Source organism: Salinivibrio sp. ML290, from assembly GCF_001995695.1.
In the GTDB taxonomy this organism is placed as follows: Bacteria; Pseudomonadota; Gammaproteobacteria; order Enterobacterales; family Vibrionaceae; genus Salinivibrio; species Salinivibrio siamensis.
Genome location: NZ_MUEY01000005.1, coordinates 79,263 through 101,644, shown reverse-complemented (window position 1 = coordinate 101,644; position 22,382 = coordinate 79,263). Strand labels below are relative to the sequence as shown.

Here is a 22,382-nt window from a genome sequence, read left to right as displayed (position 1 = left end):
TTCGGTTGCCTTCCTGGTTCAGACATTATTACCACTAATCTTGTGTTTGTTGTCATTATGGTGACAGATAGCCCTTATGCATACTTTTTTTTCATGAGTAAACGTTTGCTAATTTACCTTTTCTGATAAGGGTAAAAAGGTGTTGATGAGAAACACATTAATCGCGTATTTTGCGCGTTTTTTATTCGTAATTCACGGGTAAGGCTTGTTATTATAGCGCTTTGGTGGCCGTTTCTTTATGAGTGACGAATAAAATAAAGAAAAATCACGCGCTTTGATTGACAGTCCCCCTGTGCATCCCTAGAATGCGCGCAATTTGTCAAAATTCAGCTTGACGTGAGTTTTGATCTTAGATGGAATACGTGAATGCAACGTTAGTCGTAAAAAGTGCATTTCTATATAACTGGAGGTTGTCTTGAGCAAGTCTGCGCTCTTAGTCCTAGAAGATGGGACAGTGTTCCACGGTACCCCAATCGGCGCTGATGGCACCGCGGTGGGAGAAGTGGTTTTCAATACCTCGATGACGGGGTACCAAGAAATATTAACCGACCCCTCTTATTCCCGTCAGATCGTGACACTCACCTATCCTCATATTGGCAACACCGGCACCAACTCCGAAGACGAAGAATCTAGCCAAGTTCATGCCCAAGGCCTCGTTATTCGTGATCTTCCCCTGTTAGCCAGCAACTTCCGCAATCAACAATCCCTTTCTGATTACCTCAAACAGCACAACATTCTCGGTATTGCCGATATCGATACGCGGAAACTCACGCGCTTGTTGCGAGAGAAGGGCGCGCAGAACGGCTGTATTGTGGCCGGTGACAGTGTGGATGAGGCCTTGGCGCTCGCGAAAGCGCAGGACTTTCCTGGCTTGAAGGGAATGGATCTCGCCAAAGAAGTGACCACCAAAGAAAGCTACCGCTGGACACAAGGCTCTTGGCAGCTTCATCAAGGCTTGCCCGAGGCTGCCGTAGAAGGTGAGTTGCCGTATCACGTGGTGGCCTATGACTTTGGTGCTAAACGCAATATTTTGCGCATGTTAGTTGACCGTGGCTGTCGCTTGACGGTCGTGCCCGCGACCACGCCAGCGGAAGAGGTGTTAGCGATGAGCCCGGATGGGGTTTTCTTATCCAATGGCCCTGGCGATCCGGCGCCGTGTGATTACGCGATTGAAGCGACGCGCACGTTTTTGTCAGAAGGCTTGCCTTTGTTTGGCATTTGTCTTGGCCATCAAATCTTAGCCCTCGCCAGTGGGGCGAACACAATTAAGATGAAGTTTGGTCATCACGGGGCTAACCATCCGGTCAAAGACTTGGAGCGTGGTGTGGTGATGATCACCAGCCAAAACCATGGCTTTGCAGCCGATAAAGACAGCCTGCCAGAGACGCTGCGCGCGACCCATGTGTCTTTGTTTGATGGTAGCTTACAAGGTATTCATCGCACGGATAAACCCGCATTTAGTTTCCAAGGGCACCCAGAGGCAAGCCCAGGGCCGCATGATGCCGCGCCACTTTTTGATCATTTTATCGACCTCATCAAACAACATCGCGCCTAACTGGAGTCGTTGAGCATGCCAAAACGCACAGACATAAAAAGCATCCTTATCTTGGGCGCAGGCCCGATTATCATTGGCCAAGCCTGCGAATTTGACTACTCAGGGGCACAAGCGTGTAAAGCCCTGCGCGAAGAGGGTTATCGTGTCATCTTGGTCAATTCCAACCCTGCCACCATCATGACAGACCCAGAGATGGCCGATGCCACTTACATCGAGCCTATCCAGTGGCAGGTGGTGAAACACATCATCGAAAAAGAACGCCCTGACGCCGTACTGCCAACCATGGGTGGCCAGACAGGTTTGAACTGTGCACTGGATCTCGAGCGCCATGGCGTGTTAGCCGAATTTGGCGTGGAAATGATCGGCGCCACCGCTGACGCAATAGACAAAGCCGAAGACCGCCATCGCTTCGATGAGGCGATGCAAAGCATTGGTTTGGATTGTCCGCGTGCGGGCATCGCCCACAGCATGGATGAGGCGCACAAGGTGCTCGACGAAGTGGGCTTCCCTTGTATTATCCGTCCCTCCTTTACCATGGGAGGCACTGGTGGGGGCATCGCCTACAACCAGGAAGAGTTCAAAGAGATTTGCGAGCGCGGCCTCGATTTATCCCCCACCAATGAGTTGTTGATTGATGAGTCACTCATTGGTTGGAAAGAATACGAAATGGAAGTGGTGCGGGATAAAAACGACAACTGCATCATTGTCTGCTCGATTGAAAACTTCGACGCCATGGGGGTCCACACGGGGGACTCTATCACGGTGGCGCCGGCGCAAACCCTGACCGACAAAGAATACCAATTGATGCGTAATGCGTCGCTGGCTGTTTTGCGCGAAATTGGCGTTGAAACCGGCGGCTCAAATGTACAGTTTGGGATTAACCCCAAAAATGGCCGCATGGTGATCATCGAGATGAACCCGCGGGTATCACGCTCTTCGGCATTGGCCTCAAAAGCGACCGGCTTCCCAATTGCGAAAGTGGCAGCCAAGTTGGCGGTGGGCTTTACCCTTGACGAGTTGATGAACGATATCACCGGTGGCGCAACGCCCGCCTCGTTCGAGCCGACCATCGATTATGTCGTGACTAAAATCCCACGCTTTAACTTTGAAAAATTTGCCGGCGCGAACGACCGTTTAACCACCCAGATGAAGTCAGTGGGTGAGGTGATGGCGATTGGCCGTAACCAGCAAGAGTCACTGCAAAAAGCATTACGCGGTCTGGAAGTGGGCGCGGCGGGTTTTGATGAGATGGTAAACCTGGATGATGATACGGCGTTAACTAAAATTCGTCATGAACTCAAAGAGCCGGGCGCCGAACGGATTTGGTACATTGCCGATGCGTTTCGTGCTGGTATGTCGGTCGATGGCGTGTTTAATCTCACCAATATCGATCGCTGGTTCTTGGTGCAAATCGAAGACATCGTCAAACACGAGCAGCAAGTGCGTGAGCAAGGCTTCGCGGGGCTCAACAAAGCCGCGCTGCGTCAGTTAAAACGTAAAGGTTTTTCTGATGTCCGTTTGGCAACCTTGTTAGGCGTGTCGGAAATTGAAGTACGCAAACTGCGTGACAAGTTCCAGATTCATCCTGTCTACAAACGTGTGGATACCTGTGCCGCTGAGTTCTCTTCTGACACCGCGTATATGTACTCTACCTACGATGAAGAGTGCGAGTCACAGCCGACGGATAAGAAGAAGATCATGGTGATTGGCGGTGGCCCGAACCGAATCGGGCAAGGGATCGAGTTCGACTACTGCTGTGTCCACGCATCTCTGGCCCTGCGTGAAGATGGTTTTGAAACCATTATGGTCAACTGTAACCCTGAAACCGTTTCTACTGATTATGACACCTCTGACCGCCTCTATTTTGAGCCGATCACCTTGGAAGACGTACTCGCCATCGTGAACGTTGAAAAGCCTGAAGGGGTCATTGTTCAGTACGGTGGGCAAACGCCACTTAAACTTGCCCGTGACTTAGAAGCGGCGGGTGTGCCGATTATCGGTACCAGCCCAGATGCGATTGACCGTGCTGAAGATCGCGAGCGTTTCCAAGATGCGGTGCAGCGCCTTGGCCTTAAGCAGCCTGCTAACGCCACCGTCACCGCACTGGAACAAGCAGTGGAGAAAGCCAAAGAGATTGGTTATCCGCTGGTGGTGCGTCCGTCCTACGTCCTCGGCGGGCGAGCGATGGAAATTGTCTATGATGAAACCGACCTACGCCGCTACTTTAACGAGGCCGTGAGTGTGTCGCATGAGTCGCCAGTCCTGCTGGATCATTTCTTGGATGATGCGACTGAAGTGGACATCGATGCCGTGTGCGATGGTGAAACCGCCGTGATTGGCGGCATTATGGAGCACATCGAGCAAGCTGGCGTGCACTCCGGTGACTCCGCTTGCTCGCTACCAGCTTATACCCTCAGTGACGATATCCAAGATCGCATGCGTGAACAGGTGCGTAAGCTGGCGTTGGAGCTAGGCGTCAAAGGTTTGGTCAACACCCAATTTGCGGTGAAAGATGATGAAATCTATCTCATTGAAGTCAACCCGCGTGCGGCGCGTACTGTCCCATTTGTGTCCAAGGCGACCGGTGTCCCGCTCGCGAAAATTGCAGCACGGGTCATGGCCGGACGCTCACTGGCCGAGCAAGGGTTTGTTAAAGAGGTGATTCCACCTTATTACTCGGTCAAAGAGGTAGTGCTGCCGTTCAATAAATTCCCAGGGGTTGATCCACTGCTGGGCCCTGAAATGCGCTCGACCGGCGAGGTGATGGGTGTCGGTGATACCTTTGCCGAAGCGTTTGCCAAAGCGGATTTAGCCTGTGGTAAAGCCTACAGCGAGGGTGGACGTGCCTTGTTATCGGTGCGCAATAATGACAAGCAGCGCGTGGTGGATTTAGCGGCGAAGTTGCTCAAGCTTGGTTTTGAGCTCGACGCGACCCACGGCACCGCGGTGATCCTTGGCGAGGCGGGCATCAATCCGCGTCTGGTCAATAAGGTACATGAAGGGCGACCACACATTCTTGATCGCATCAAAAACGGTGAGTACAGCTATATCGTCAATACCACGGAAGGGCGTCAAGCGATTGAGGACTCAAAAGTGCTGCGCCGTGGCGCACTGGCGGCTAAAGTGAATTATACCACCACCTTGAATGCTGCTTTCGCGACCTGTATGGCGTTAACGGCCGCCGACATGAGTAAAGTCAATCCGGTGCAATCGTTGCATGCTCGGGTGCTGACCAAATCATAACAGTATGATTGTCAACGCGTATGAGCCCGCCATCTTGGCGGGCTTTTTTGTTCAGTGAGATGGCGCTCGTGTAGGCAGTAGCTGACCGCGGATCAGCGCCATATAAAATTCACGCTCAAACTGAGTAATCGGCGAGGGCACATTCTCCGGCTGTGCGTCTTCCTCGGGATGATAATGACTGACAAGTTGCACCACGATATGCTGGTTTCCTGAATCATCTTCTAAAACCCCAGCTAGATTAAAGCTGCCATACAGCGAACCACTTTTGGCCTTTAAACGCCCTTTTATGGGGGCGTGGCGAATGCTCTGGCGATACTTGAGGGTACCATCCACACCGGCAGTGGGGAGCATTTGAACCATGCCAAGTGCCGGGTGAGTGGTGATGTAATGCATCACCTGCGCCAGTTGGCGGGCGCTGAGACGGTTATTACGAGACAGCCCTGAGCCATCGACCAGCACAGCCTGTGATAGGTCAATCCCAGCCTCCTGCAATATCGCTTTCACCGCCGCGACGCCATTGCGATAAGAGCCAGGCTGCTGAAAGTAGCGGCGCCCCAAGGCTTTGAGAAGATTGTCGGCAATGAGGTTGTCAGAGTCGCGCAACATCGTGGTGAGTAGGGAGGTAAGGGGCGCTGACTGGTGACGAGCCAACTCGCGTGACTGGCTGGGCGCCCGCGCCACTCGGATATCGCCTTTCACACGCACATTCAGGCGCGCGAGCTCATCGGCCACAATGGCTTTGACGTAAGTCGAAGGGGTCTGTACGGCAAAGTTGAGGGGCAGCGGACGCTCCCGATGCGGGAGGCAACCGGAAAAATAATACGTATTTTGCGGTGTCGCGGTGAGATCGAGACCGCAATGGCGGATAGCTTGTTCGTCCTCGCTTACCGCTCGCGCTTGGTTCTCTACCGAAACGGGCTGGTGGTCAGGGACATGCACGCGTGTCAACGTGCTATCAGGCTGGCTATAAATCGCACCTTGCACACAGTTGTGATTGAGGGTGATTGCCGTGGAAGGTGCACTGTAGCAGACCGCTAAAATGTCCCATGGCCAGCCAGGCGCACGGGTGCGACCAGCAAACGCATGCCCATCCAGATAGAGATTGTTAATGGTATCGAGACCACGACGCGGTAATTGACTCAGCAGTTGACGAATATCCTTTCGAGTCAGTGAGGGGTCACCGTTAAAAATAAGGGCGATGTCATCACCGGTTTGCACCAATCGGGTGGAAAAACGGAAAGTGCTCGGTAAATAAAGCCGAGCGGCGAGTCCGGTGAGGAGTTTTTGTGTACTGGCTGGGGGCAGCAGCGCATCGGCTTGCTCACTGATCTGGGGCTGATTTTGCTGCGCATCACTCACCCATAGCGCGACTTGGCTGCCTTTGGGGAGTAATGGTGTCAGTTGTTCCAGTGTTAACGACGGCGCCGAGGCCGATGCAAACGGCACGAGGAAAACCGCCATGGGGGCGAGGCGGCGGAAAAGAGCGGACAGCATGGTAAAAGCCTTTTTGTTTGCGCATGCATGCCATCCTACCCTGTCTAGCCTTGAAGACAAGCCGTTCGGGGTGGCCAGGCCGTCAGCTGGGTTGGGGGCGAAGCGTATAGCCGATGGATGGCTCACGCTATCACCGGATCAGAGATGATTTTGCGCGAATTCTTGTTTACAATCTAAAAAAAGCGTTGAATTCCGCCGCGCCCAGATACTCTGTTTGGGCGTGGCTTTGTTTTGCCAAAATCCCTTTGCTGTGGATTGAAAGAGGTAATGTCATTTATGGATAAAGTGCCAATGACCGTACGCGGTGAGCAGCTGCTACGAGAAGAGCTGGACAAGTTGATCAAGCGTCGCCCTGAGATCTCCAACGCCATTGCAGAGGCGCGTGAGCTCGGCGACTTAAAAGAAAACGCAGAATATCATGCGGCTCGTGAAGAGCAGGGCATTTGTGAGGCGCAAATCCGTGACATCGAATACAAGCTGTCGGTGGCACAGGTGATTGATGTCACCAAGATGCCGAATAATGGCAAAGTGATTTTTGGCGCGACGGTCACCTTGATTGACGTGAGCACTGACGAAGAAGTGACCTATCGGATCGTGGGTGATGATGAAGCCGACATCAAAGCGAATTTGATTTCGGTGAATTCTCCCATTGCTCGCGGCCTGATTGGTAAAGAAGAAGGTGAAGAAGTGAGCATCACCACCCCAGGTGGCGTCAAAGAGTTCGAAATTGATAGCGTCGATTACGTGTAGGAAAGTGTTACGGAATGTAACTTTTCTCCGATGCTGACACAGTAAAAAGGCCGCAATGCGGCCTTTTTGTTATGCTACAGCACGTTCTTGATCACACACATGATTATTTGCGTGGTAATTCAATTTTGCGTGCGTCGCTTTGGCGATAAATGACCAAAGTTTTACCGATTACCTGCACTTTTTCGGCGCCTGTTTCCCGTAGGATCGCGTCGATAATCAGGTTTTTGGTCTCACGGTCTTCAGAGGCCACTTTCACTTTAATCAGCTCGTGGTGGTCAAGCGCAAGCTCAATTTCAGCGACCACGGCTTCAGTTAAACCATTGGCGCCCATTAAGACTACAGGCTTAAGCGGGTGAGCCAGTCCTTTGAGATACTGTTTTTGTTTGGTGCTGAGTTTCATGTTGGCTCGATTTCTATTTGCTAGGGGTTGAAAACATGCCATTCTAACGCCATCTCACCACAAACTGAAACAGTAGAAAGTGGGCAGATGCCATGCACGTCGTCTGCTGGGTGAGAGTGAGTCTGTCTTTGAGAATAAACTAACGCACACAATTGCCTGAATTTTATATGAATGTGGTGCATTGGCGGGCGTAGCAGGAACAACATGGCGAATAAAAAACACTCTGCCAGCTCAGGACGCTGGCTGAAAGAACACTTCGACGATAAGTACGTTCATGAAGCGCAGAAAAAAGGATATCGGTCTCGGGCTATTTTTAAGCTAGAAGAGATTCAGCAAAAAGATCGCATCTTGAAACCGGGAATGACAGTGGTCGATCTGGGCGCTGCGCCTGGAGGTTGGTCGCAATATGCCGCGACACAAGTCGGTGACGACGGGCAAGTGATTGCTTGCGATATCCTACCCATGGATCCCATGCCAGGTGTTAGCTTTCTTCAAGGGGATTTTCGCGAACAAGCGGTGCTCGACACCTTGCTCGAGCGCATTCAACCCAACCAAGTTGATGTGGTGATGTCTGACATGGCGCCAAACATGAGCGGCAATCAGGCGGCCGATCAACCCAAAGCGATGTATTTGGTCGAACTGGCATTAGAGATGTGCCGTGAAGTGCTGGGGCCGAAAGGCAGCTTCGTGGTAAAAGTTTTTCAAGGCGAAGGCTTTGATCAGTATTTGGCCGAGGTGCGTAAAATGTTTACAGCGGTCAAAATTCGAAAACCCGACTCATCCCGTGCAAGGTCGCGAGAAGTCTACATTGTGGCTACAGGTTATAAACTGTAGTACCCTTACATTTATCTATCTCAGTTATGCGAGGCTAACACCTTGAGTGACATGGCAAAAAACTTGATTCTGTGGCTGGTTATCGCCGTTGTCTTAATGTCTGTGTTCCAAAGCTTTGGACCAGGGGACAGCGCCGGTCGTCAAGTCGACTATACCTCTTTCGTACGCGAAATCGGCAACGATCAAATACAGGAAGTAAAATTTGACGATCGTGAGCTGAGTGTCACCCGACGTGACGGCTCACGCTATGTCACCTTTATGCCTGTGATGAATGATCCAAAGCTTTTGGATGATTTGCTTAACAAAAACGTGCGCGTGAAAGGGACGCCACCTGAAGAGCCAAGTATGTTGGCATCGATCTTCATTTCTTGGTTCCCAATGCTACTGCTTATCGGGGTATGGATTTTCTTCATGCGCCAGATGCAAGGTGGTGGCGGCAAAGGCGCCATGTCTTTTGGTAAATCAAAAGCCAAAATGATGAGTGAGGAGCAGGTTAAAACGACCTTTACTGACGTTGCAGGCTGTGATGAAGCCAAAGAAGACGTAAAGGAGTTGGTAGATTACTTGCGCGACCCAAGCCGTTTCCAAAAGTTAGGGGGTAAAATCCCAACCGGCGTATTGATGGTCGGCCCTCCGGGTACCGGTAAAACCTTGTTAGCCAAAGCGATTGCGGGTGAAGCCAAAGTACCGTTCTTTACCATTTCCGGCTCCGATTTCGTGGAAATGTTCGTGGGTGTGGGTGCATCACGCGTCCGCGATATGTTCGAGCAAGCGAAGAAAGCCTCACCTTGCATCATCTTTATCGATGAAATCGACGCTGTCGGTCGTCAGCGTGGCGCTGGGCTTGGCGGAGGTCATGACGAGCGTGAGCAGACCTTGAACCAGATGTTGGTCGAAATGGATGGCTTTGAGGGCAACGAAGGCGTTATCGTCATTGCGGCGACGAACCGTCCAGATGTATTGGACCCTGCGCTATTGCGTCCTGGTCGTTTTGACCGTCAAGTGGTGGTGAGTTTGCCAGATGTGCGTGGCCGTGAGCATATTCTCAAAGTACACATGCGCAAAGTACCGCTAGGCAATGATGTTGATGCGTCACTGATTGCGCGCGGTACGCCGGGCTTCTCAGGGGCTGACTTGGCTAACCTTGTTAACGAAGCAGCATTGTTCTCTGCGCGTGGTAACAAACGTGTCGTATCGATGGTCGAGTTTGAACTGGCGAAAGACAAAATCATGATGGGTGCAGAGCGCCGTTCAATGGTGATGTCGGAAGAAACCAAAGAGTCAACCGCCTATCACGAAGCGGGTCACGCAATTGTTGGTCGCTTGGTGCCTGAACATGACCCTGTGTATAAGGTATCCATTATCCCACGTGGACGTGCATTGGGTGTGACCATGTACTTGCCTGAGCAAGACAGGATCAGCATGTCGCGTCAGCACCTCGACTCGATGATTTCAAGCCTTTATGGCGGACGCTTGGCCGAAGAGCTGATATACGGCAAAGAAAAAGTCTCGACGGGGGCGTCGAATGACATCGAGCGAGCGACGGATATTGCTCGCAAAATGGTCACGCAGTGGGGCTTCTCGGAAAAATTGGGTCCGCTTCTGTATGCAGAAGAAGAAGGCGAAGTCTTCTTAGGACGCTCGGTCGCGCAAACCAAGCATATCTCCGATGAGACAGCCCGACTCATTGACGCTGAAATTCGTGGCATCATTGACCGCAACTACGATCGCGCCAAGCAAATCTTGGAAGAAAACCTCGATATCATGCACGCGATGAAAGATGCCTTGATGAAGTACGAAACCATTGATGCAGCGCAGATTGATGATCTGATGGCTCGCCGTGACGTGCGAGAGCCCGCAGGCTGGGAAGGCGGTAATGGCGGTTCATCTTCAGATGATACGCCGAGCAAACCGGATGCCTCGAAAGCGAGCGAGTCTGACGAGCAATCTGACGACAAAAAACAAAAACCGCTTGATTCAGAAAACCAATCTGAAGCGTAAATCCCCATGAATGCAAACCCCGATACGTCGGGGTTTTTTTGATCGTGCTTGGAAACAAACACATGCAAATAACCCACAAGAATAACGCACTCCCCCTTACTCGCCCTGTCATCATGGGTATCTTGAATGTGACGCCGGACTCTTTCTCAGATGGCGGCCAGTTTCAGCACCGCGATATAGCGGTTGAGCGAGCGATGCAGATGCTAGCCGACGGCGCCACCATTTTAGATATTGGTGGCGAGTCGACACGCCCAGGTGCTGCTGATGTAGAAGAGCAAGACGAGATCAATCGTGTTCTCCCAGTCATTGAAGCGATTCGTGAGCAATCTGATTGTTGGATTTCGATTGATACCAGTAAGGCTGGTGTGATGCGTGCCGCAGTAAAAGCAGGCGCCAATCTCATTAATGATGTGCGAGCGCTGCAAGCGCCTGGTGCGTTGGAAGCGGCAGCGGATCTGCAAGTGCCTGTGTGCATCATGCACATGCAAGGACAACCACGGACAATGCAAGCGGCACCTGACTACCAAGATGTCGTGGGGGACGTGAAAGCGTTTTTAGCAGCACGTATCGAGGCCTGCACTGAGGCGGGGATCCGTCGACAGAATATCATTCTGGATCCCGGCTTTGGTTTTGGTAAGACGTTGGCGCACAACTATCAGCTTCTTGCTGACCTCGATGCTTTTCATGACTTCGGATTACCTGTATTAGCAGGCATGTCACGCAAGTCAATGATTTATAAAATGTTAGATAAAACGCCGCAGGATATTCTGGGCGGTAGCCTTGCCTGTGCCACCTTAGCGGCGGCGAAAGGCGCACAGATCATTCGCGTCCATGATGTGAAAGAAACCGCTGATGCGCTCAAGGTGGTCGCCATGACAGCGCGCGTAAAAAATGAATTAGGAGAAGAAAAATAATGACAGAGCGTAAGTATTTTGGCACCGATGGTGTGCGTGGCAAGGTGGGCGAATTTCCCATTACGCCGGAATTTATGCTAAAGCTTGGCTGGGCCGCAGGTCGCGTGTTGTCGCAACAAGGCACACGTAAGGTTCTGATTGGTAAAGACACGCGCATTTCTGGGTATATGTTAGAGTCGGCGCTGGAGTCGGGGCTCTCTGCGGCGGGTCTAGAAGCCGCCTTTACCGGCCCCATGCCGACACCTGCGATTGCCTACTTAACCCAAACGTTCCGCGCGGAAGCTGGGATTGTGATCTCGGCGTCACATAACCCGCATTATGATAACGGGATTAAATTCTTCTCCTCAGAAGGCACTAAACTGGCTGATGAGGTTGAGTTAGCGATTGAAGCTGAGCTGGAAAAAACACTGACTTGTGTCGAGTCGGCTGAGTTAGGTAAAGCCAGCCGCATTAATGACGCGGCCGGGCGTTACATCGAGTTTTGTAAAGGTACCTTCCCGAGCGCTTTAAGCCTGAGTGGCTTAAAAATTGTGCTCGATTGTGCTCACGGTGCCACCTATCACATTGCGCCTTCTGTGTTTCGTGAACTCGGTGCGGAGGTGACCACCATTGGCTGTGCGCCCAACGGTACCAATATAAACGATGAGGTGGGGGCCACGGACGTTCGTGCGTTACAAAAACAAGTCCTCGAACAAAAAGCGGACTTAGGCATCGCTTTTGACGGTGATGGCGACCGCGTGATCATGGTGGATCACCTTGGCAACAAAGTCGACGGCGACCAAATTGCGTATATTATCGCCCGCGAGAGCCTGCGCCGTGGTGAATTGAAAGGCGGTGTCGTTGGTACCCTGATGACCAACATGGGGATGGAGCTTGCGCTTCAGTCTCTCGGCATTCCGTTTGCGCGCGCCAAAGTGGGCGACCGTTATGTGATGGAAAAGCTGCAAGAGAAAGGCTGGCGGATCGGTGCAGAAAACTCGGGCCACGTCATTGTGCTGGATAAGGTCACGACCGGTGATGGTATTGTCGCCGCGTTGCAAGTGCTGGCGAGCATCGCCGCGACAGGGATGGATCTCAAAGCCTTAAGCGATGGCATGACGCTACTGCCCCAGGTGTTAGAGAACGTCCGTTTTAGCGGCACGGTTGACCCGTTACAAAGCGCGCCTGTGCTGGCAGCTAAAGCCAGTGTCGAGGAAAAGCTGGGCGAACAAGGACGTGTACTGTTGCGTAAATCGGGCACTGAACCTTTAATCCGAGTGATGGTGGAAGGGCCTGAGGCCGACAACGTCCACGCTTATGCGCTTGAAATCGCAGAGGCGGTGAAAGCGAATTGTTGATAACGGTCGAGCGGGTGGTCATAGATTGCGCAAACAGCGTCGAAATCAAGGTTTTTTGCAATTTCCTCTTGTTTCGTCACCGCGCTTTCGCTAGTATTCACCCGCTCCCAACAAAGGGGGCTGCGCTGGCTGAGAAGTAACACTGCCGGCTCAACAACCTGGAGCATAGGTGGAACCATGTACGAAATTCTACTTGTGATTTATCTGTTGGCCGCAATCGGTGTAATTGGCCTGGTTCTGGTTCAGCAAGGTAAAGGCGCAGATATGGGAGCCTCGTTCGGGGCTGGAGCATCAAATACAGTATTTGGCTCTGGCGGCTCTGGAAACTTTTTGACCCGAATGACAACCGGTTTTGCAATTGCCTTTTTTGCCCTGAGTTTGGTGCTTGGTAACCTCACTGCACATAAGCCTGAAGCAAAAGGCGGTTTTGAAGATTTAAGCGAGCCTGCTACACAACAGCAAGCGGCGCCAAAAGAGGACGAAATCCCTGTTGATAACAGTGAGATCCCTCAGTAAAAATTGAGCCGAGGTGGTGGAATTGGTAGACACGCTATCTTGAGGGGGTAGTGCCTTTATAGGCGTGCGGGTTCAAGTCCCGCTCTCGGCACCAAGTTCACAAAGGGCATTTGCTTGCACCTTTGTTGCAAAAAGCGATATAATAGTCGCCATCGGACGCGGGATGGAGCAGTTTGGTAGCTCGTCGGGCTCATAACCCGAAGGTCGGCGGTTCAAATCCGTCTCCCGCAACCAATTTTAGGTTGGTGAAGTGAAATATCAGGTTGAACGCAATCAACACGATCTTCGGTCGGCGTCGTTGCACGGCTTGATAAAATCCGCTTCCCGCAACCAATTTCAAGTTATGTTGTTAACATAACGGCTAAACTGAATAACGCGTTAGCGTTTCTTACTTAAGCCACGCTAACCGGGCTAGCCACGTGCTAGCCTTTTTGCCCTCGGGGCAGCACGAAGCGGACCAATAAGCCTTTGTGCAGAGAGTTACTCTCTCGTTATTGCTGAGATGATTCCGACACCAGCGATAACGGCTACGCTACTGGCGTAGCATCAGGGTCCAGTTACATTAAACCCCGATCTTCGGGGTTTTTTGTTATCTGAAGAAGACCATTCGGATAGTAACTGGGCTTTTAAGCCCTTTTTTTATTTCTGGGGTTTGGAATGACAGGATTAGAGAAACAACTGACTGAACTTTTGGCCGCGCCGGTTAAGGCGTTGGACTACGAGTTGGTTGGGCTTGAATTTGTTCGAGCTGGCCAACATTCGACACTGCGTATCTTTATTGACCATGAAAATGGCATTACCGTCGACGATTGTGCCGACGTGAGCCGTCAAGTGAGCGCAGTGTTGGATGTAGAAGACCCAATCRCAGTGGCTTACAACCTAGAGGTGTCATCACCAGGTGTTGATCGTCCACTGTTCACCGCTGATCATTATCAGCAATTCATCGGGCATGAAGTGAACATCGTGCTGAAAATGGCTATGCAAAACCGCCGTAAGTGGAAAGGAGAAATCCTTTCTGTCGATGGCGATACCATCACGGTTCGCGTTGACGGCCAAGATGAGGCGTTTGCCTTGAGTAATATCGCCAAAGCAAACCTGGTTCCTTCATTTTAAGAGTAAATGAGGCATTAGTAGATGAATAAAGAAATCTTGGCTGTTGTCGAAGCGGTCTCAAACGAAAAAGCCGTTCCGCGTGAGCGTATTTTTGAGGCACTGGAAACCGCACTGGCAACGGCAACCAAAAAGAAGTACGAAGCCGACATTGATGTACGTATCGCCATTGATCGCAAATCCGGTGAATTCGATACTTTCCGTCGTTGGCTCGTGGTTGACGAAGTGACACAGCCTACGCGTGAAATCACGCTAGAAGCCGCACAGTACGAAGACGAAACCTTAGAGTTGGGTGGTTACGTTGAAGATCAGATTGAATCTGTTGCCTTTGACCGTATTACCACTCAAACCGCTAAGCAAGTGATCGTACAAAAAGTGCGTGAAGCTGAACGTGCGCAAGTGGTTGAGCAGTTCATGGACAACGAAGGTGAACTGGTTACCGGTGTGGTTAAGAAGGTGAACCGCGATGTGATCATCGTTGACCTAGGCAACAACGCGGAAGCGGTTATCCAGCGTGAAGATCAACTGCCGCGTGAAAACTTCCGCCCGGGTGATCGGGTACGTGGTTTACTCTACGCCGTCCGTCCTGAAGCACGTGGCTTCCAACTGTTCATGACTCGCTCAAAGCCGGAAATGCTAAGTGAGCTGTTCCGCATTGAAGTGCCAGAAATTGGCGAAGAAATGATTGAGCTGATGGGCGCGGCGCGTGACCCTGCTTCACGGGCAAAAATTGCTGTGAAAACCAACGATAAACGCATTGACCCTGTGGGCGCCTGTGTGGGTATGCGTGGTGCGCGTGTGCAAGCCGTATCGACCGAGTTGGGTGGTGAGCGTATTGATATCGTGTTGTGGGATGATAACCCGGCGCAGTTTGTGATCAATGCCATGGCACCGGCCGACGTAGCCTCTATCATCGTCGATGAAGACACGCACTCCATGGATATTGCCGTTGCGGCGGATAACTTGGCGCAGGCGATTGGCCGTAATGGTCAAAACGTCCGTTTGGCATCTCAACTAACCGGTTGGGAACTGAACGTGATGACGGTTGAAGATCTACAGAAAAAACACCAGGAAGAAGCGCAAGCCTCTGTCGAATTGTTCGTGAAGTACCTCGATATTGACGAAGACTTTGCCGAAACCTTGGTGGAAGAAGGGTTTACCACCCTTGAAGAAGTGGCCTATGTGCCAACCAGCGAAATGCTCGAAATCGATGGACTAGATGAAGACACCGTCGAGATTTTGCGCGCACGTGCCAAAGAAGCGTTGACCACCATCGCGCTGGCACAAGAAGAGTCGCTGGGAGATGTTGAACCTGCCGAAGATTTGCTGGCACTGGATGGTCTTTCTCGTGAAATGGCCTTTAAACTCGCCGCTAAAGGCGTGAAGACCTTGGAAGATCTGGCTGATCAAGGTACTGACGATCTGTTAGATATCGACGGATTAGATGAGACCAGTGCAGGTGAGCTGATTATGGCCGCGCGTAATATCTGCTGGTTCAGCGACGAAGCGTAAAGACGGCAAAGGAGGAGCAGAATGTCAGAGGTTACAGTACATACACTGGCGAAGGAAATTGATACGCCAGTCGATCGTCTGCTGAAGCAGTTTAAAGAAGCTGGTATGCAAAAGTCGGCTGACGATCAGGTAAGCCAAGATGAGAAACAAGCTTTGCTCGCGCATTTAAAGCGTGAGCACGGTGATAACGGCAATGCTCCGACGCGTCTGACGCTTCAGCGCAAGAAACGTAGCACACTGAGCGTGTCAGGGGCTGGCGGAAAGAACAAAGATGTCCAAGTTGAGGTGCGTAAGAAGCGTACCTATGTGAAGCGTAGCGACCTTGAAGAGCAAAAGTCAGCGCAAGAAGCGGAAGAGCAAGCGAAACGCGAAGCCGAAGAAAAAGCGCGTCTAGAAGCCGAAGAGCAAGCGAAACGCGAAGCAGAAGAGAAAGCCAAGCGTGAGGCGGAAGAAAAAGCCAAACGTGAAGCAGAAGAGAAAGCCAAACGCGAAGCCGAAGAAAAAGCTAAGCGTGAAGCCAAGCCGCAAGCGCAACCGAACACTGAGCAGTCTAAAGAAAACGCAGCGGATACTGCTGCAGCTCAAGCTGCTGATGCGCAAGCGAAGAAAGAAGCTGATGAACTTAAGCGTCGCCAGGAAGAGGAAGCCAAGCGTAAAGCTGAAGAAGAAAGTCAGCGGCAGTTAGAAGAGGCACGCAAAATGGCAGAAGCAAATCAAGAACGCTGGTCAGATCAAGACAAAGCACTCAATACCATGGAGGCGGCTGATCACCATACAGTCACTTCCGAGTATGCCCGTGAGGCAGAAGACGAGGCGGATCGTCGCGAAGAAAGTGCCGCCCCGCGTCGTAAGAAGAAGAAAAAAGCGAATGCCGCTGAGGATAAAACCACTCGCGGCCGTCGTGGCAAAGGTGGAAAAGGCAAAGGCCGCATGGCTAAGCCATCATCGATGCAGCATGGTTTTAAAAAGCCAGCGCAGAAAGTAAACCGTGAAGTTGAAATCGGCGAAACCATCACCGTAGCGGAGCTGGCCAACAAAATGGCTGTTAAAGGCGCCGAAGTCATCAAAACCATGATGAAAATGGGTGCGATGGCGACTATTAACCAAGTGATCGACCAAGAAACCGCGCAACTAGTGGCGGAAGAAATGGGCCACAAGGTTATCCTACGTAAAGAGAACGAGCTGGAAGAGGCTGTACTCTCGGATCGTGATAGCGATGCACCTGTCGCACCACGTGCGCCGGTGGTAACTATCATGGGTCACGTTGACCACGGTAAAACCTCGCTGCTTGACTACATCCGTAAAGCGCACGTTGCGACGGGCGAAGCGGGCGGTATTACCCAGCACATCGGTGCGTATCACGTACAAACCGACAATGGCATGATCACCTTCTTAGATACCCCTGGACACGCCGCGTTTACCGCGATGCGTGCACGTGGTGCGGGTGCAACGGATATCGTTGTCTTGGTGGTTGCAGCTGATGATGGCGTGATGCCACAAACCAAAGAAGCTATCCAGCACGCGAAAGCGGCAGGTGTGCCTTTGATTGTTGCCGTCAACAAGATGGATAAAGAAGGCGCTAACCCTGACAGCGTGAAAAACGAGCTAGCACAGTATGACGTTATCCCAGAAGAATGGGGTGGTGAAAACATCTTCGTGCATGTTTCGGCGAAACAAGGCCAGAACATTGATGGCTTGCTTGAGTCTATCTTGCTGCAATCAGAAGTGCTTGAACTGAAAGCGGTCGAGCAAGGCATGGCGCGCGGTGTGGTGGTTGAATCACGTCTTGATAAAGGCCGTGGTCCTGTCGCGACAGTGCTGGTTCAAGAAGGTACCTTGAACAAAGGTGATATCGTTCTGTGTGGCTTGGAATATGGCCGTGTCCGTGCGATGCGTGATGAGAATGGCCAAGACGTAGAGCATGCGGGTCCGTCAATCCCGGTTGAGATCCTCGGTCTGTCTGGTGTGCCAGCAGCGGGTGACGAAGCCACGGTTGTGCGTGACGAGAAGAAAGCCCGTGAAGTGGCGCTGTATCGTCAAGGCAAGTTCCGTGACGTGAAACTGGCGCGTCAGCAAAAAGCCAAACTGGAGAACATGTTCTCGAACATGGCTGAAGGTGAAGTGGCTGAGCTGAATATCGTGCTGAAAGCGGACGTTCAAGGCTCTGTCGAAGCGATTGCAGATTCACTGGTGAAACTGTCAACGGATGAAGTGAAAGTGAAGATCGTCGGCTCAGGTGTCGGTGGTATCACTGAAACTGACGCTGTCTTGGCCGCTGCGTCTAATGCGATCATTTGTGGCTTTAACGTCCGTGCGGATGCGGCGGCGCGTAAGACCATTGAAAATGAAAGCTTGGATCTGCGCTATTACTCTGTCATCTACACCATGATTGATGAAGTGAAACAAGCGATGAGCGGTATGCTTGCGCCTGAGTTCAAACAAGAAATCATCGGTCTGGCAGAAGTGCGCGATGTCTTCAAATCACCGAAACTGGGCGCCATTGCCGGGTGTCAGGTTTCTGAAGGTGTGATTAAGCGTAACAACCCAATCCGTGTACTACGTGAAAACGTGGTTATCTACGAGGGTGAGCTAGAATCACTGCGTCGCTTCAAAGATGATGTGAACGAAGTGAAAAAAGGCTACGAGTGTGGTATCGGCGTGAAGAACTACAATGACGTTCGCGTTGGTGACCAGATTGAAGTCTATGAAACGGTTGAAATTCAGCGCTCAATCGACTGATTAAGCGTATAAATCAACCAGGTTGTTTGGATACACCGTGGGGGGAGGCGCATGCGCTTACCCCCATTTTATTGAGAGAAAAGAAAATGGGTAAAGATTTTAGCCGCACAGACCGCGTCGCCCATCAGCTGCAAAAAGAAATTGCACTGATACTGCAGCGTGAGATTAAAGATCCGCGCATTGGTATGGTCACTGTCTCTGATGTTCAGATTTCACGTGATTTGGCGTACGCGAAGGTTTTCGTCACGTTTTTAACCGTTGACGAGCAAGCACCGACAGAAAGCCTCAAAGCCCTCAATGAAGCGAGTGGTTATATCCGCTCTTTGGTTGGAAAGGCCATTCGTTTGCGTGTGACCCCAGAGCTGACGTTTGTGTTTGATGAGTCACTCACTGAGGGTATTCGTATTTCCAACTTGGTAAGCAAAGCGGTGCGCAGCGATGATGAGCGCCGTGGTGAAGATGACAAAGGTGAGGAGTAACAGATGGCGCGTCGTCAACGTCGTCGAGGTCGTCCAGTCGATGGCATTATCCTGCTCGATAAGCCCACGGGCATGACCTCTAATGATGCCTTACAAAAAGTAAAACGCATCTTTTTTGCCGAAAAAGCAGGCCATACGGGCGCACTTGATCCACTCGCAACCGGTATGTTGCCCATTTGCCTGGGCGAAGCCACCAAATTCTCCCAGTTTCTGCTCGACTCTGATAAGCGTTATCGCGTGGTCGCAAAACTGGGTGAGCGGACGAACACCTCTGACGCCGATGGCGACGTGGTGGAAACCCGAGACGTGAAAGTTAACCTAGGCTTACTCGAGCGTTGTATTGCTAAGTTCCGTGGTGAAACCCAGCAAATTCCTTCTATGTTCTCGGCGCTGAAGTACCAAGGGAAACCTTTGTATGAATACGCGCGCCAAGGTATCGAGGTGCCGCGTGAAGCGCGTACCATCAAGGTGTATCAGATCGAATTGCTGCGCTTTGAAGGTGACGAGATAGAAATGGAAGTGCATTGTTCCAAGGGCACTTATATTCGCACTATCGTCGACGATCTGGGTGAAATGTTGGGCTGTGGGGCGCATGTGACGGCCTTACGTCGTACTGGCGTATCAGCCTACCCAACGCGCCAGATGGTGACGCTTGAGCAACTGGAAAGCTTGCTCAATCAAGCCAGAGAACAAGAGATCCAGCCTAAGCAGTTGCTCGATCCTTTGTTGCTGCCACTCGATACCGCGGTGCAAGACTTACGTGAAATTAACTTGCTGCCGGTGATGGCCAGCTATGCATTGCAAGGGCAAGCGGTTCAAGTGCCCAATGCTCCCACGAGTGGTTTTGTTCGCTTAACGGCGGGCGATGAGCGTCACTTTATTGGGGTGGGAGAAATTGACGCCGATGGCTTGGTAGCACCGCGTCGTTTGGTGGCCAGTCGCCAGCCCGACGCACGCTAGAAACATGATGCCTTTGCGCGTGGTGACGGCAAAAAGAGGCGCGGATAGATTGCTACCTTAGACGAAAGTCAGTAGAATATGCGCCTTCGGGCACCGGCTGAATCAGAGATTGGCTGGTGCATGATAATCACACACTCTTATTAGGAGAGCATTATGTCTCTGACTGCAGAAGCAAAAGCACAAATCGTTGCTGATTTTGGTAAAACTGAGAACGACACTGGTTCACCAGAAGTTCAAATCGCCCTTTTGACCGCATCAATCAACGATCTGCAATCGCACTTCGCTGAGCACAAAGGTGACCACCACAGCCGTCGTGGCCTGCTACGCATGGTTTCACGTCGTCGTAAGCTGCTGGACTACCTGAAAAAGAACAACGTTGACCGTTACTTGGACGTTATCAAGCGTCTAGGCATCCGTCGCTAAGATTCTGGAGAAAAGGGAGCTCAGGCTCCCTTTTCTTTTTTCTGCAAATGTTTACTCTCTTTATACTTCCCTCCGAGTTTGGTCTTCCATTAATTGCTAGTGCAGATCTTACTGAACTATTGACCTACTTCCTTTTTCTGCATCGACTTATACCGGTCACTGTTACGGTTGCTGAATGAACTAGTGATTTTCTGTTTGTCTTGAAAATGAGACAAGGGCGGAGCCAGTCAGAGGGTAATATACTGCGCAAGTGGTAAGGCATAGCGGCTTGTCTGTTGTACTGATAAGCAGTTCTTACTGGCAACATGTTATACGTCGACTTTTTGTCAACTGGTTATTTGTTGCTTTGCACTTAGGTGCTAAACTTTAATCATAAATTGTGGTATGGGTTCCAGTAGCCCAATCTTTGGAGAAGGAAGATACTTATGTTAACTAAATTGTTTGTGAATACCCGTCTGGCATTGGAGTCGTTTGCTAAGGATGATCGCGGTGTAACAGCGATTGAATATGCGATTATTGGTGTGGCTATCTCTGCTATCGTCTTAGCTGTATTCCAAGGCGATAATGGCCTTGAATCGGCTCTAGAAGGAGCGATTAGCTCAATAACGTCAAATATCACGGCTGCGAACGAGTAATTGATGTAGATGTTGCATAAGAGTGATTACCGCAGTCTTGTTACTATTTGCGACATTCTGTCTATCTTGGGTAACCCTAAGAGACTTGAAGTATAGAAAAATAGGGCATGGTGCCATTGCAGTAATTGCGCTTCTAAGCGTTTTCATTGTTTATTGGTATAAGTTGCCAATAGATACCGCGCTTTTTCAGGCCGGCCTAGTTTTTTTGGCCGGCTTTGTCTTATTTTTCTTCGGTGTGTGTGGCGCGGGAGATGTAAAATTACTTGCGGCGATAAGCCTAGCAGTTAGCGACCAGTGGTGGCCGTGGATGTTGTTTTTAATGGCCATCTTCGGTGGCATGGTCGCGTTAGGGCTTTTGTTGGCTGGCTGGTTAGGGAAACCTGAGTGGCGAGCAATGGGTGTGCCTTACGCGCTAGCCATTGCTCCCTCGGGAGGGTTGGCGATTTGGCTAACGTTAATCAATGCAACATAACGTGGTCAAATTGAGGTAACTGGTATAACAGTGATGGTTACTCCCTACTTTGAAAACCGCTATTTTTATAAACAACAGGCGATGTTTTATCTGTCTCTCCATCCATAGTGTCATCTATCTTCACTTGCGGAGGAGGGAGCGTGAACACGGATACCTTAGCGCTTCGCGCCTTTTATTTGTCTTAGGTTGATCTGAAGGACTATGAACTCAAAATTACTCTCTATTCTTGCAATAGTCGCCATCTCGATTGGTTTGTACGGACTACTCCAAAGCGACGAGCCAGAAAGCTCCTCTCAGGCAGAGACGAGTGCACCTTCCCCTAAAGTGACTTATAAAGTCATTACGTTAAAAGCGCCTCTCGATCGTGGTGACGCTATCACACGTAGCAAATTAATCATTGAAACCTGGCCAGAGAGTAAAGCTAATCAAATGGGAATAGACAGTGATATGATACTACCTGAATCAGGTGGCAGCCCCTTGCTTGCAAGAGATTCGCTTGCCGCAGGCGATATCTTATACCCTGATAAAATTGTATCACCAGAGAGTCCAGACTATCTTGATTATGTAACTCGCGCCGATCGCATTCCTTTCCCTATAAAAGTGTCTCCGACTGCTGTAGTGGGTGGTGCAGTACGTACAGGTACATTAGTGGATATCATGGCGCTAGCGTCTACCGACCAGAACTTGGCTAATGAAACCACAGTTCGCAGCTTTCGTGGCGTTTCTTTATCGCCTGTATTAATTGGGGTGAAAGTACTGAAAGTCGAACAACAGCAGCAAGAGGCGACACGAACCGAGCCAGCATCAACAGAAACGACTCTCATTCTAGAGTTAACTCGTAAGCAAGTAGCGACGATGACTATCGCTAAACGAATTGCTCAGCTTGAAGTGCACAAATCTTTTGGGAAAACATCGGGGCAAGATATGTCTGCCAATGCGGGTGATGTGCTAGAAGACTATCGCGCGATAAAAGAGTTTCGTGCTGACTCAGCTGTAATAAAGTAAGGG

The 22,382-nt window shown here is 50.9% G+C and carries 19 protein-coding genes and 2 tRNA genes; 19 read left to right on the top strand and 2 right to left on the bottom strand.

Going from position 1 to position 22,382, the window contains the following annotated elements; genetic code table 11:
• Positions 1–415 precede the first annotated feature (415 nt).
• Entirely contained in the window at positions 416–1,555 is a 1,140-nt protein-coding gene (carA, locus tag BZG23_RS06500; protein ID WP_046075108.1) for a glutamine-hydrolyzing carbamoyl-phosphate synthase small subunit, read from the top strand.
• A gap of 15 nt (positions 1,556–1,570) precedes the next feature.
• Entirely contained in the window at positions 1,571–4,798 is a 3,228-nt protein-coding gene (gene carB, locus BZG23_RS06495) for a carbamoyl-phosphate synthase large subunit (RefSeq protein WP_077578309.1), read from the top strand.
• Positions 4,799–4,849: 51 nt separating this feature from the next.
• Here carB and dacB read toward each other — a convergent pair whose 3' ends face one another.
• On the bottom strand, positions 4,850–6,292 hold the full coding sequence (gene dacB, locus BZG23_RS06490) for a D-alanyl-D-alanine carboxypeptidase/D-alanyl-D-alanine endopeptidase (protein WP_077606478.1): 1,443 nt from the start codon (positions 6,290–6,292) through the stop codon (positions 4,850–4,852).
• A 276-nt stretch (positions 6,293–6,568) separates the two neighbouring features.
• Between dacB and greA the strand changes: the two genes are divergently transcribed.
• Entirely contained in the window at positions 6,569–7,042 is a 474-nt protein-coding gene (greA, locus tag BZG23_RS06485) for a transcription elongation factor GreA (RefSeq protein ID WP_046075110.1), read from the top strand.
• 103 nt (positions 7,043–7,145) lie between these two features.
• On the opposite strand, the gene yhbY is transcribed toward greA, so the two are convergent.
• On the bottom strand, positions 7,146–7,442 hold the full coding sequence (yhbY, locus tag BZG23_RS06480; RefSeq protein ID WP_046075111.1) for a ribosome assembly RNA-binding protein YhbY: 297 nt from the start codon (positions 7,440–7,442) through the stop codon (positions 7,146–7,148).
• Positions 7,443–7,646: 204 nt separating this feature from the next.
• On the opposite strand from yhbY, the gene rlmE reads away from it, so the two are divergent.
• The 16 genes from rlmE to cpaB all read left to right on the top strand — a co-directional run bounded on the left by rlmE (position 7,647) and on the right by cpaB (position 22,379).
• Positions 7,647–8,276 carry a 23S rRNA (uridine(2552)-2'-O)-methyltransferase RlmE gene (rlmE, locus tag BZG23_RS06475; protein ID WP_077578311.1) on the top strand — a complete coding sequence of 210 codons (630 nt, stop codon included), beginning with the start codon at positions 7,647–7,649 and terminating at the stop codon, positions 8,274–8,276.
• A 51-nt stretch (positions 8,277–8,327) separates the two neighbouring features.
• A complete protein-coding gene (ftsH, locus tag BZG23_RS06470) occupies positions 8,328–10,277 on the top strand; it encodes an ATP-dependent zinc metalloprotease FtsH (RefSeq protein ID WP_046075113.1) in 1,950 nt (649 codons plus the stop codon).
• 62 nt (positions 10,278–10,339) lie between these two features.
• The gene (folP, locus tag BZG23_RS06465; RefSeq protein ID WP_077606477.1) at positions 10,340–11,191 is read left to right on the top strand and encodes a dihydropteroate synthase; all 852 of its coding nucleotides are present in this window, start codon (positions 10,340–10,342) and stop codon (positions 11,189–11,191) included.
• Positions 11,191–12,528, top strand: coding sequence for a phosphoglucosamine mutase (glmM, locus tag BZG23_RS06460; protein WP_046075115.1), 1,338 nt, complete (start codon positions 11,191–11,193; stop codon positions 12,526–12,528). The genes folP and glmM overlap by 1 nt, the downstream gene beginning before the upstream one ends.
• Positions 12,529–12,705: 177 nt before the next feature.
• Positions 12,706–13,044, top strand: coding sequence for a preprotein translocase subunit SecG (gene secG, locus BZG23_RS06455; RefSeq protein WP_046075116.1), 339 nt, complete (start codon positions 12,706–12,708; stop codon positions 13,042–13,044).
• A gap of 7 nt (positions 13,045–13,051) precedes the next feature.
• Positions 13,052–13,138 (top strand) — tRNA-Leu (locus BZG23_RS06450).
• A 63-nt stretch (positions 13,139–13,201) separates the two neighbouring features.
• Positions 13,202–13,278: transfer RNA gene (locus tag BZG23_RS06445), tRNA-Met, on the top strand.
• A 423-nt stretch (positions 13,279–13,701) separates the two neighbouring features.
• On the top strand, positions 13,702–14,157 hold the full coding sequence (gene rimP, locus BZG23_RS06440) for a ribosome maturation factor RimP (protein WP_077606476.1): 456 nt from the start codon (positions 13,702–13,704) through the stop codon (positions 14,155–14,157).
• A gap of 21 nt (positions 14,158–14,178) precedes the next feature.
• Positions 14,179–15,666, top strand: coding sequence for a transcription termination factor NusA (nusA, locus tag BZG23_RS06435; RefSeq protein ID WP_077578313.1), 1,488 nt, complete (start codon positions 14,179–14,181; stop codon positions 15,664–15,666).
• Positions 15,667–15,687: 21 nt separating this feature from the next.
• Positions 15,688–18,405 carry a translation initiation factor IF-2 gene (gene infB, locus BZG23_RS06430; protein WP_046075119.1) on the top strand — a complete coding sequence of 906 codons (2,718 nt, stop codon included), beginning with the start codon at positions 15,688–15,690 and terminating at the stop codon, positions 18,403–18,405.
• 86 nt (positions 18,406–18,491) lie between these two features.
• Positions 18,492–18,884: a 30S ribosome-binding factor RbfA gene (gene rbfA / locus BZG23_RS06425; protein ID WP_046075120.1), complete on the top strand. Its 393-nt coding sequence runs from the start codon at positions 18,492–18,494 to the stop codon at positions 18,882–18,884.
• 3 nt (positions 18,885–18,887) lie between these two features.
• Positions 18,888–19,844 carry a tRNA pseudouridine(55) synthase TruB gene (truB, locus tag BZG23_RS06420; protein WP_046075121.1) on the top strand — a complete coding sequence of 319 codons (957 nt, stop codon included), beginning with the start codon at positions 18,888–18,890 and terminating at the stop codon, positions 19,842–19,844.
• A gap of 153 nt (positions 19,845–19,997) precedes the next feature.
• On the top strand, positions 19,998–20,267 hold the full coding sequence (rpsO, locus tag BZG23_RS06415) for a 30S ribosomal protein S15 (RefSeq protein ID WP_046075122.1): 270 nt from the start codon (positions 19,998–20,000) through the stop codon (positions 20,265–20,267).
• Positions 20,268–20,692: 425 nt separating this feature from the next.
• Positions 20,693–20,902, top strand: a complete 210-nt coding sequence (locus BZG23_RS06410; protein ID WP_077606475.1) for a Flp family type IVb pilin — start codon at positions 20,693–20,695, stop codon at positions 20,900–20,902.
• Between the two features lie 22 nt (positions 20,903–20,924).
• A complete protein-coding gene (locus BZG23_RS16850; RefSeq protein ID WP_274532366.1) occupies positions 20,925–21,374 on the top strand; it encodes a prepilin peptidase in 450 nt (149 codons plus the stop codon).
• 201 nt (positions 21,375–21,575) lie between these two features.
• Positions 21,576–22,379 (top strand): Flp pilus assembly protein CpaB, encoded by an 804-nt coding sequence (cpaB, locus tag BZG23_RS06400; protein ID WP_077606473.1) that lies wholly within the window; start codon positions 21,576–21,578, stop codon positions 22,377–22,379.
• Positions 22,380–22,382 lie beyond the last annotated feature (3 nt).

Excerpts from the sequence above, each read along its gene's own strand:
- rbfA (WP_046075120.1), top strand. The coding sequence starts at position 18,492 with ATGGGTAAAGATTTTAGCCGCACAGACCGCGTCGCCCATCAGCTGCAA.
- ftsH (WP_046075113.1), top strand. The coding sequence starts at position 8,328 with ATGGCAAAAAACTTGATTCTGTGGCTGGTTATCGCCGTTGTCTTAATG.
- BZG23_RS06410 (WP_077606475.1), top strand. The coding sequence starts at position 20,693 with ATGTTAACTAAATTGTTTGTGAATACCCGTCTGGCATTGGAGTCGTTT.
- carB (WP_077578309.1), top strand. The coding sequence starts at position 1,571 with ATGCCAAAACGCACAGACATAAAAAGCATCCTTATCTTGGGCGCAGGC.
- dacB (WP_077606478.1), bottom strand. The coding sequence starts at position 6,292 with ATGCTGTCCGCTCTTTTCCGCCGCCTCGCCCCCATGGCGGTTTTCCTC.
- glmM (WP_046075115.1), top strand. The coding sequence starts at position 11,191 with ATGACAGAGCGTAAGTATTTTGGCACCGATGGTGTGCGTGGCAAGGTG.
- secG (WP_046075116.1), top strand. The coding sequence starts at position 12,706 with ATGTACGAAATTCTACTTGTGATTTATCTGTTGGCCGCAATCGGTGTA.
- rlmE (WP_077578311.1), top strand. The coding sequence starts at position 7,647 with ATGGCGAATAAAAAACACTCTGCCAGCTCAGGACGCTGGCTGAAAGAA.
- yhbY (WP_046075111.1), bottom strand. The coding sequence starts at position 7,442 with ATGAAACTCAGCACCAAACAAAAACAGTATCTCAAAGGACTGGCTCAC.
- greA (WP_046075110.1), top strand. The coding sequence starts at position 6,569 with ATGGATAAAGTGCCAATGACCGTACGCGGTGAGCAGCTGCTACGAGAA.
- cpaB (WP_077606473.1), top strand. The coding sequence starts at position 21,576 with ATGAACTCAAAATTACTCTCTATTCTTGCAATAGTCGCCATCTCGATT.
- truB (WP_046075121.1), top strand. The coding sequence starts at position 18,888 with ATGGCGCGTCGTCAACGTCGTCGAGGTCGTCCAGTCGATGGCATTATC.
- folP (WP_077606477.1), top strand. The coding sequence starts at position 10,340 with ATGCAAATAACCCACAAGAATAACGCACTCCCCCTTACTCGCCCTGTC.
- infB (WP_046075119.1), top strand. The coding sequence starts at position 15,688 with ATGTCAGAGGTTACAGTACATACACTGGCGAAGGAAATTGATACGCCA.
- rpsO (WP_046075122.1), top strand. The coding sequence starts at position 19,998 with ATGTCTCTGACTGCAGAAGCAAAAGCACAAATCGTTGCTGATTTTGGT.
- nusA (WP_077578313.1), top strand. The coding sequence starts at position 14,179 with ATGAATAAAGAAATCTTGGCTGTTGTCGAAGCGGTCTCAAACGAAAAA.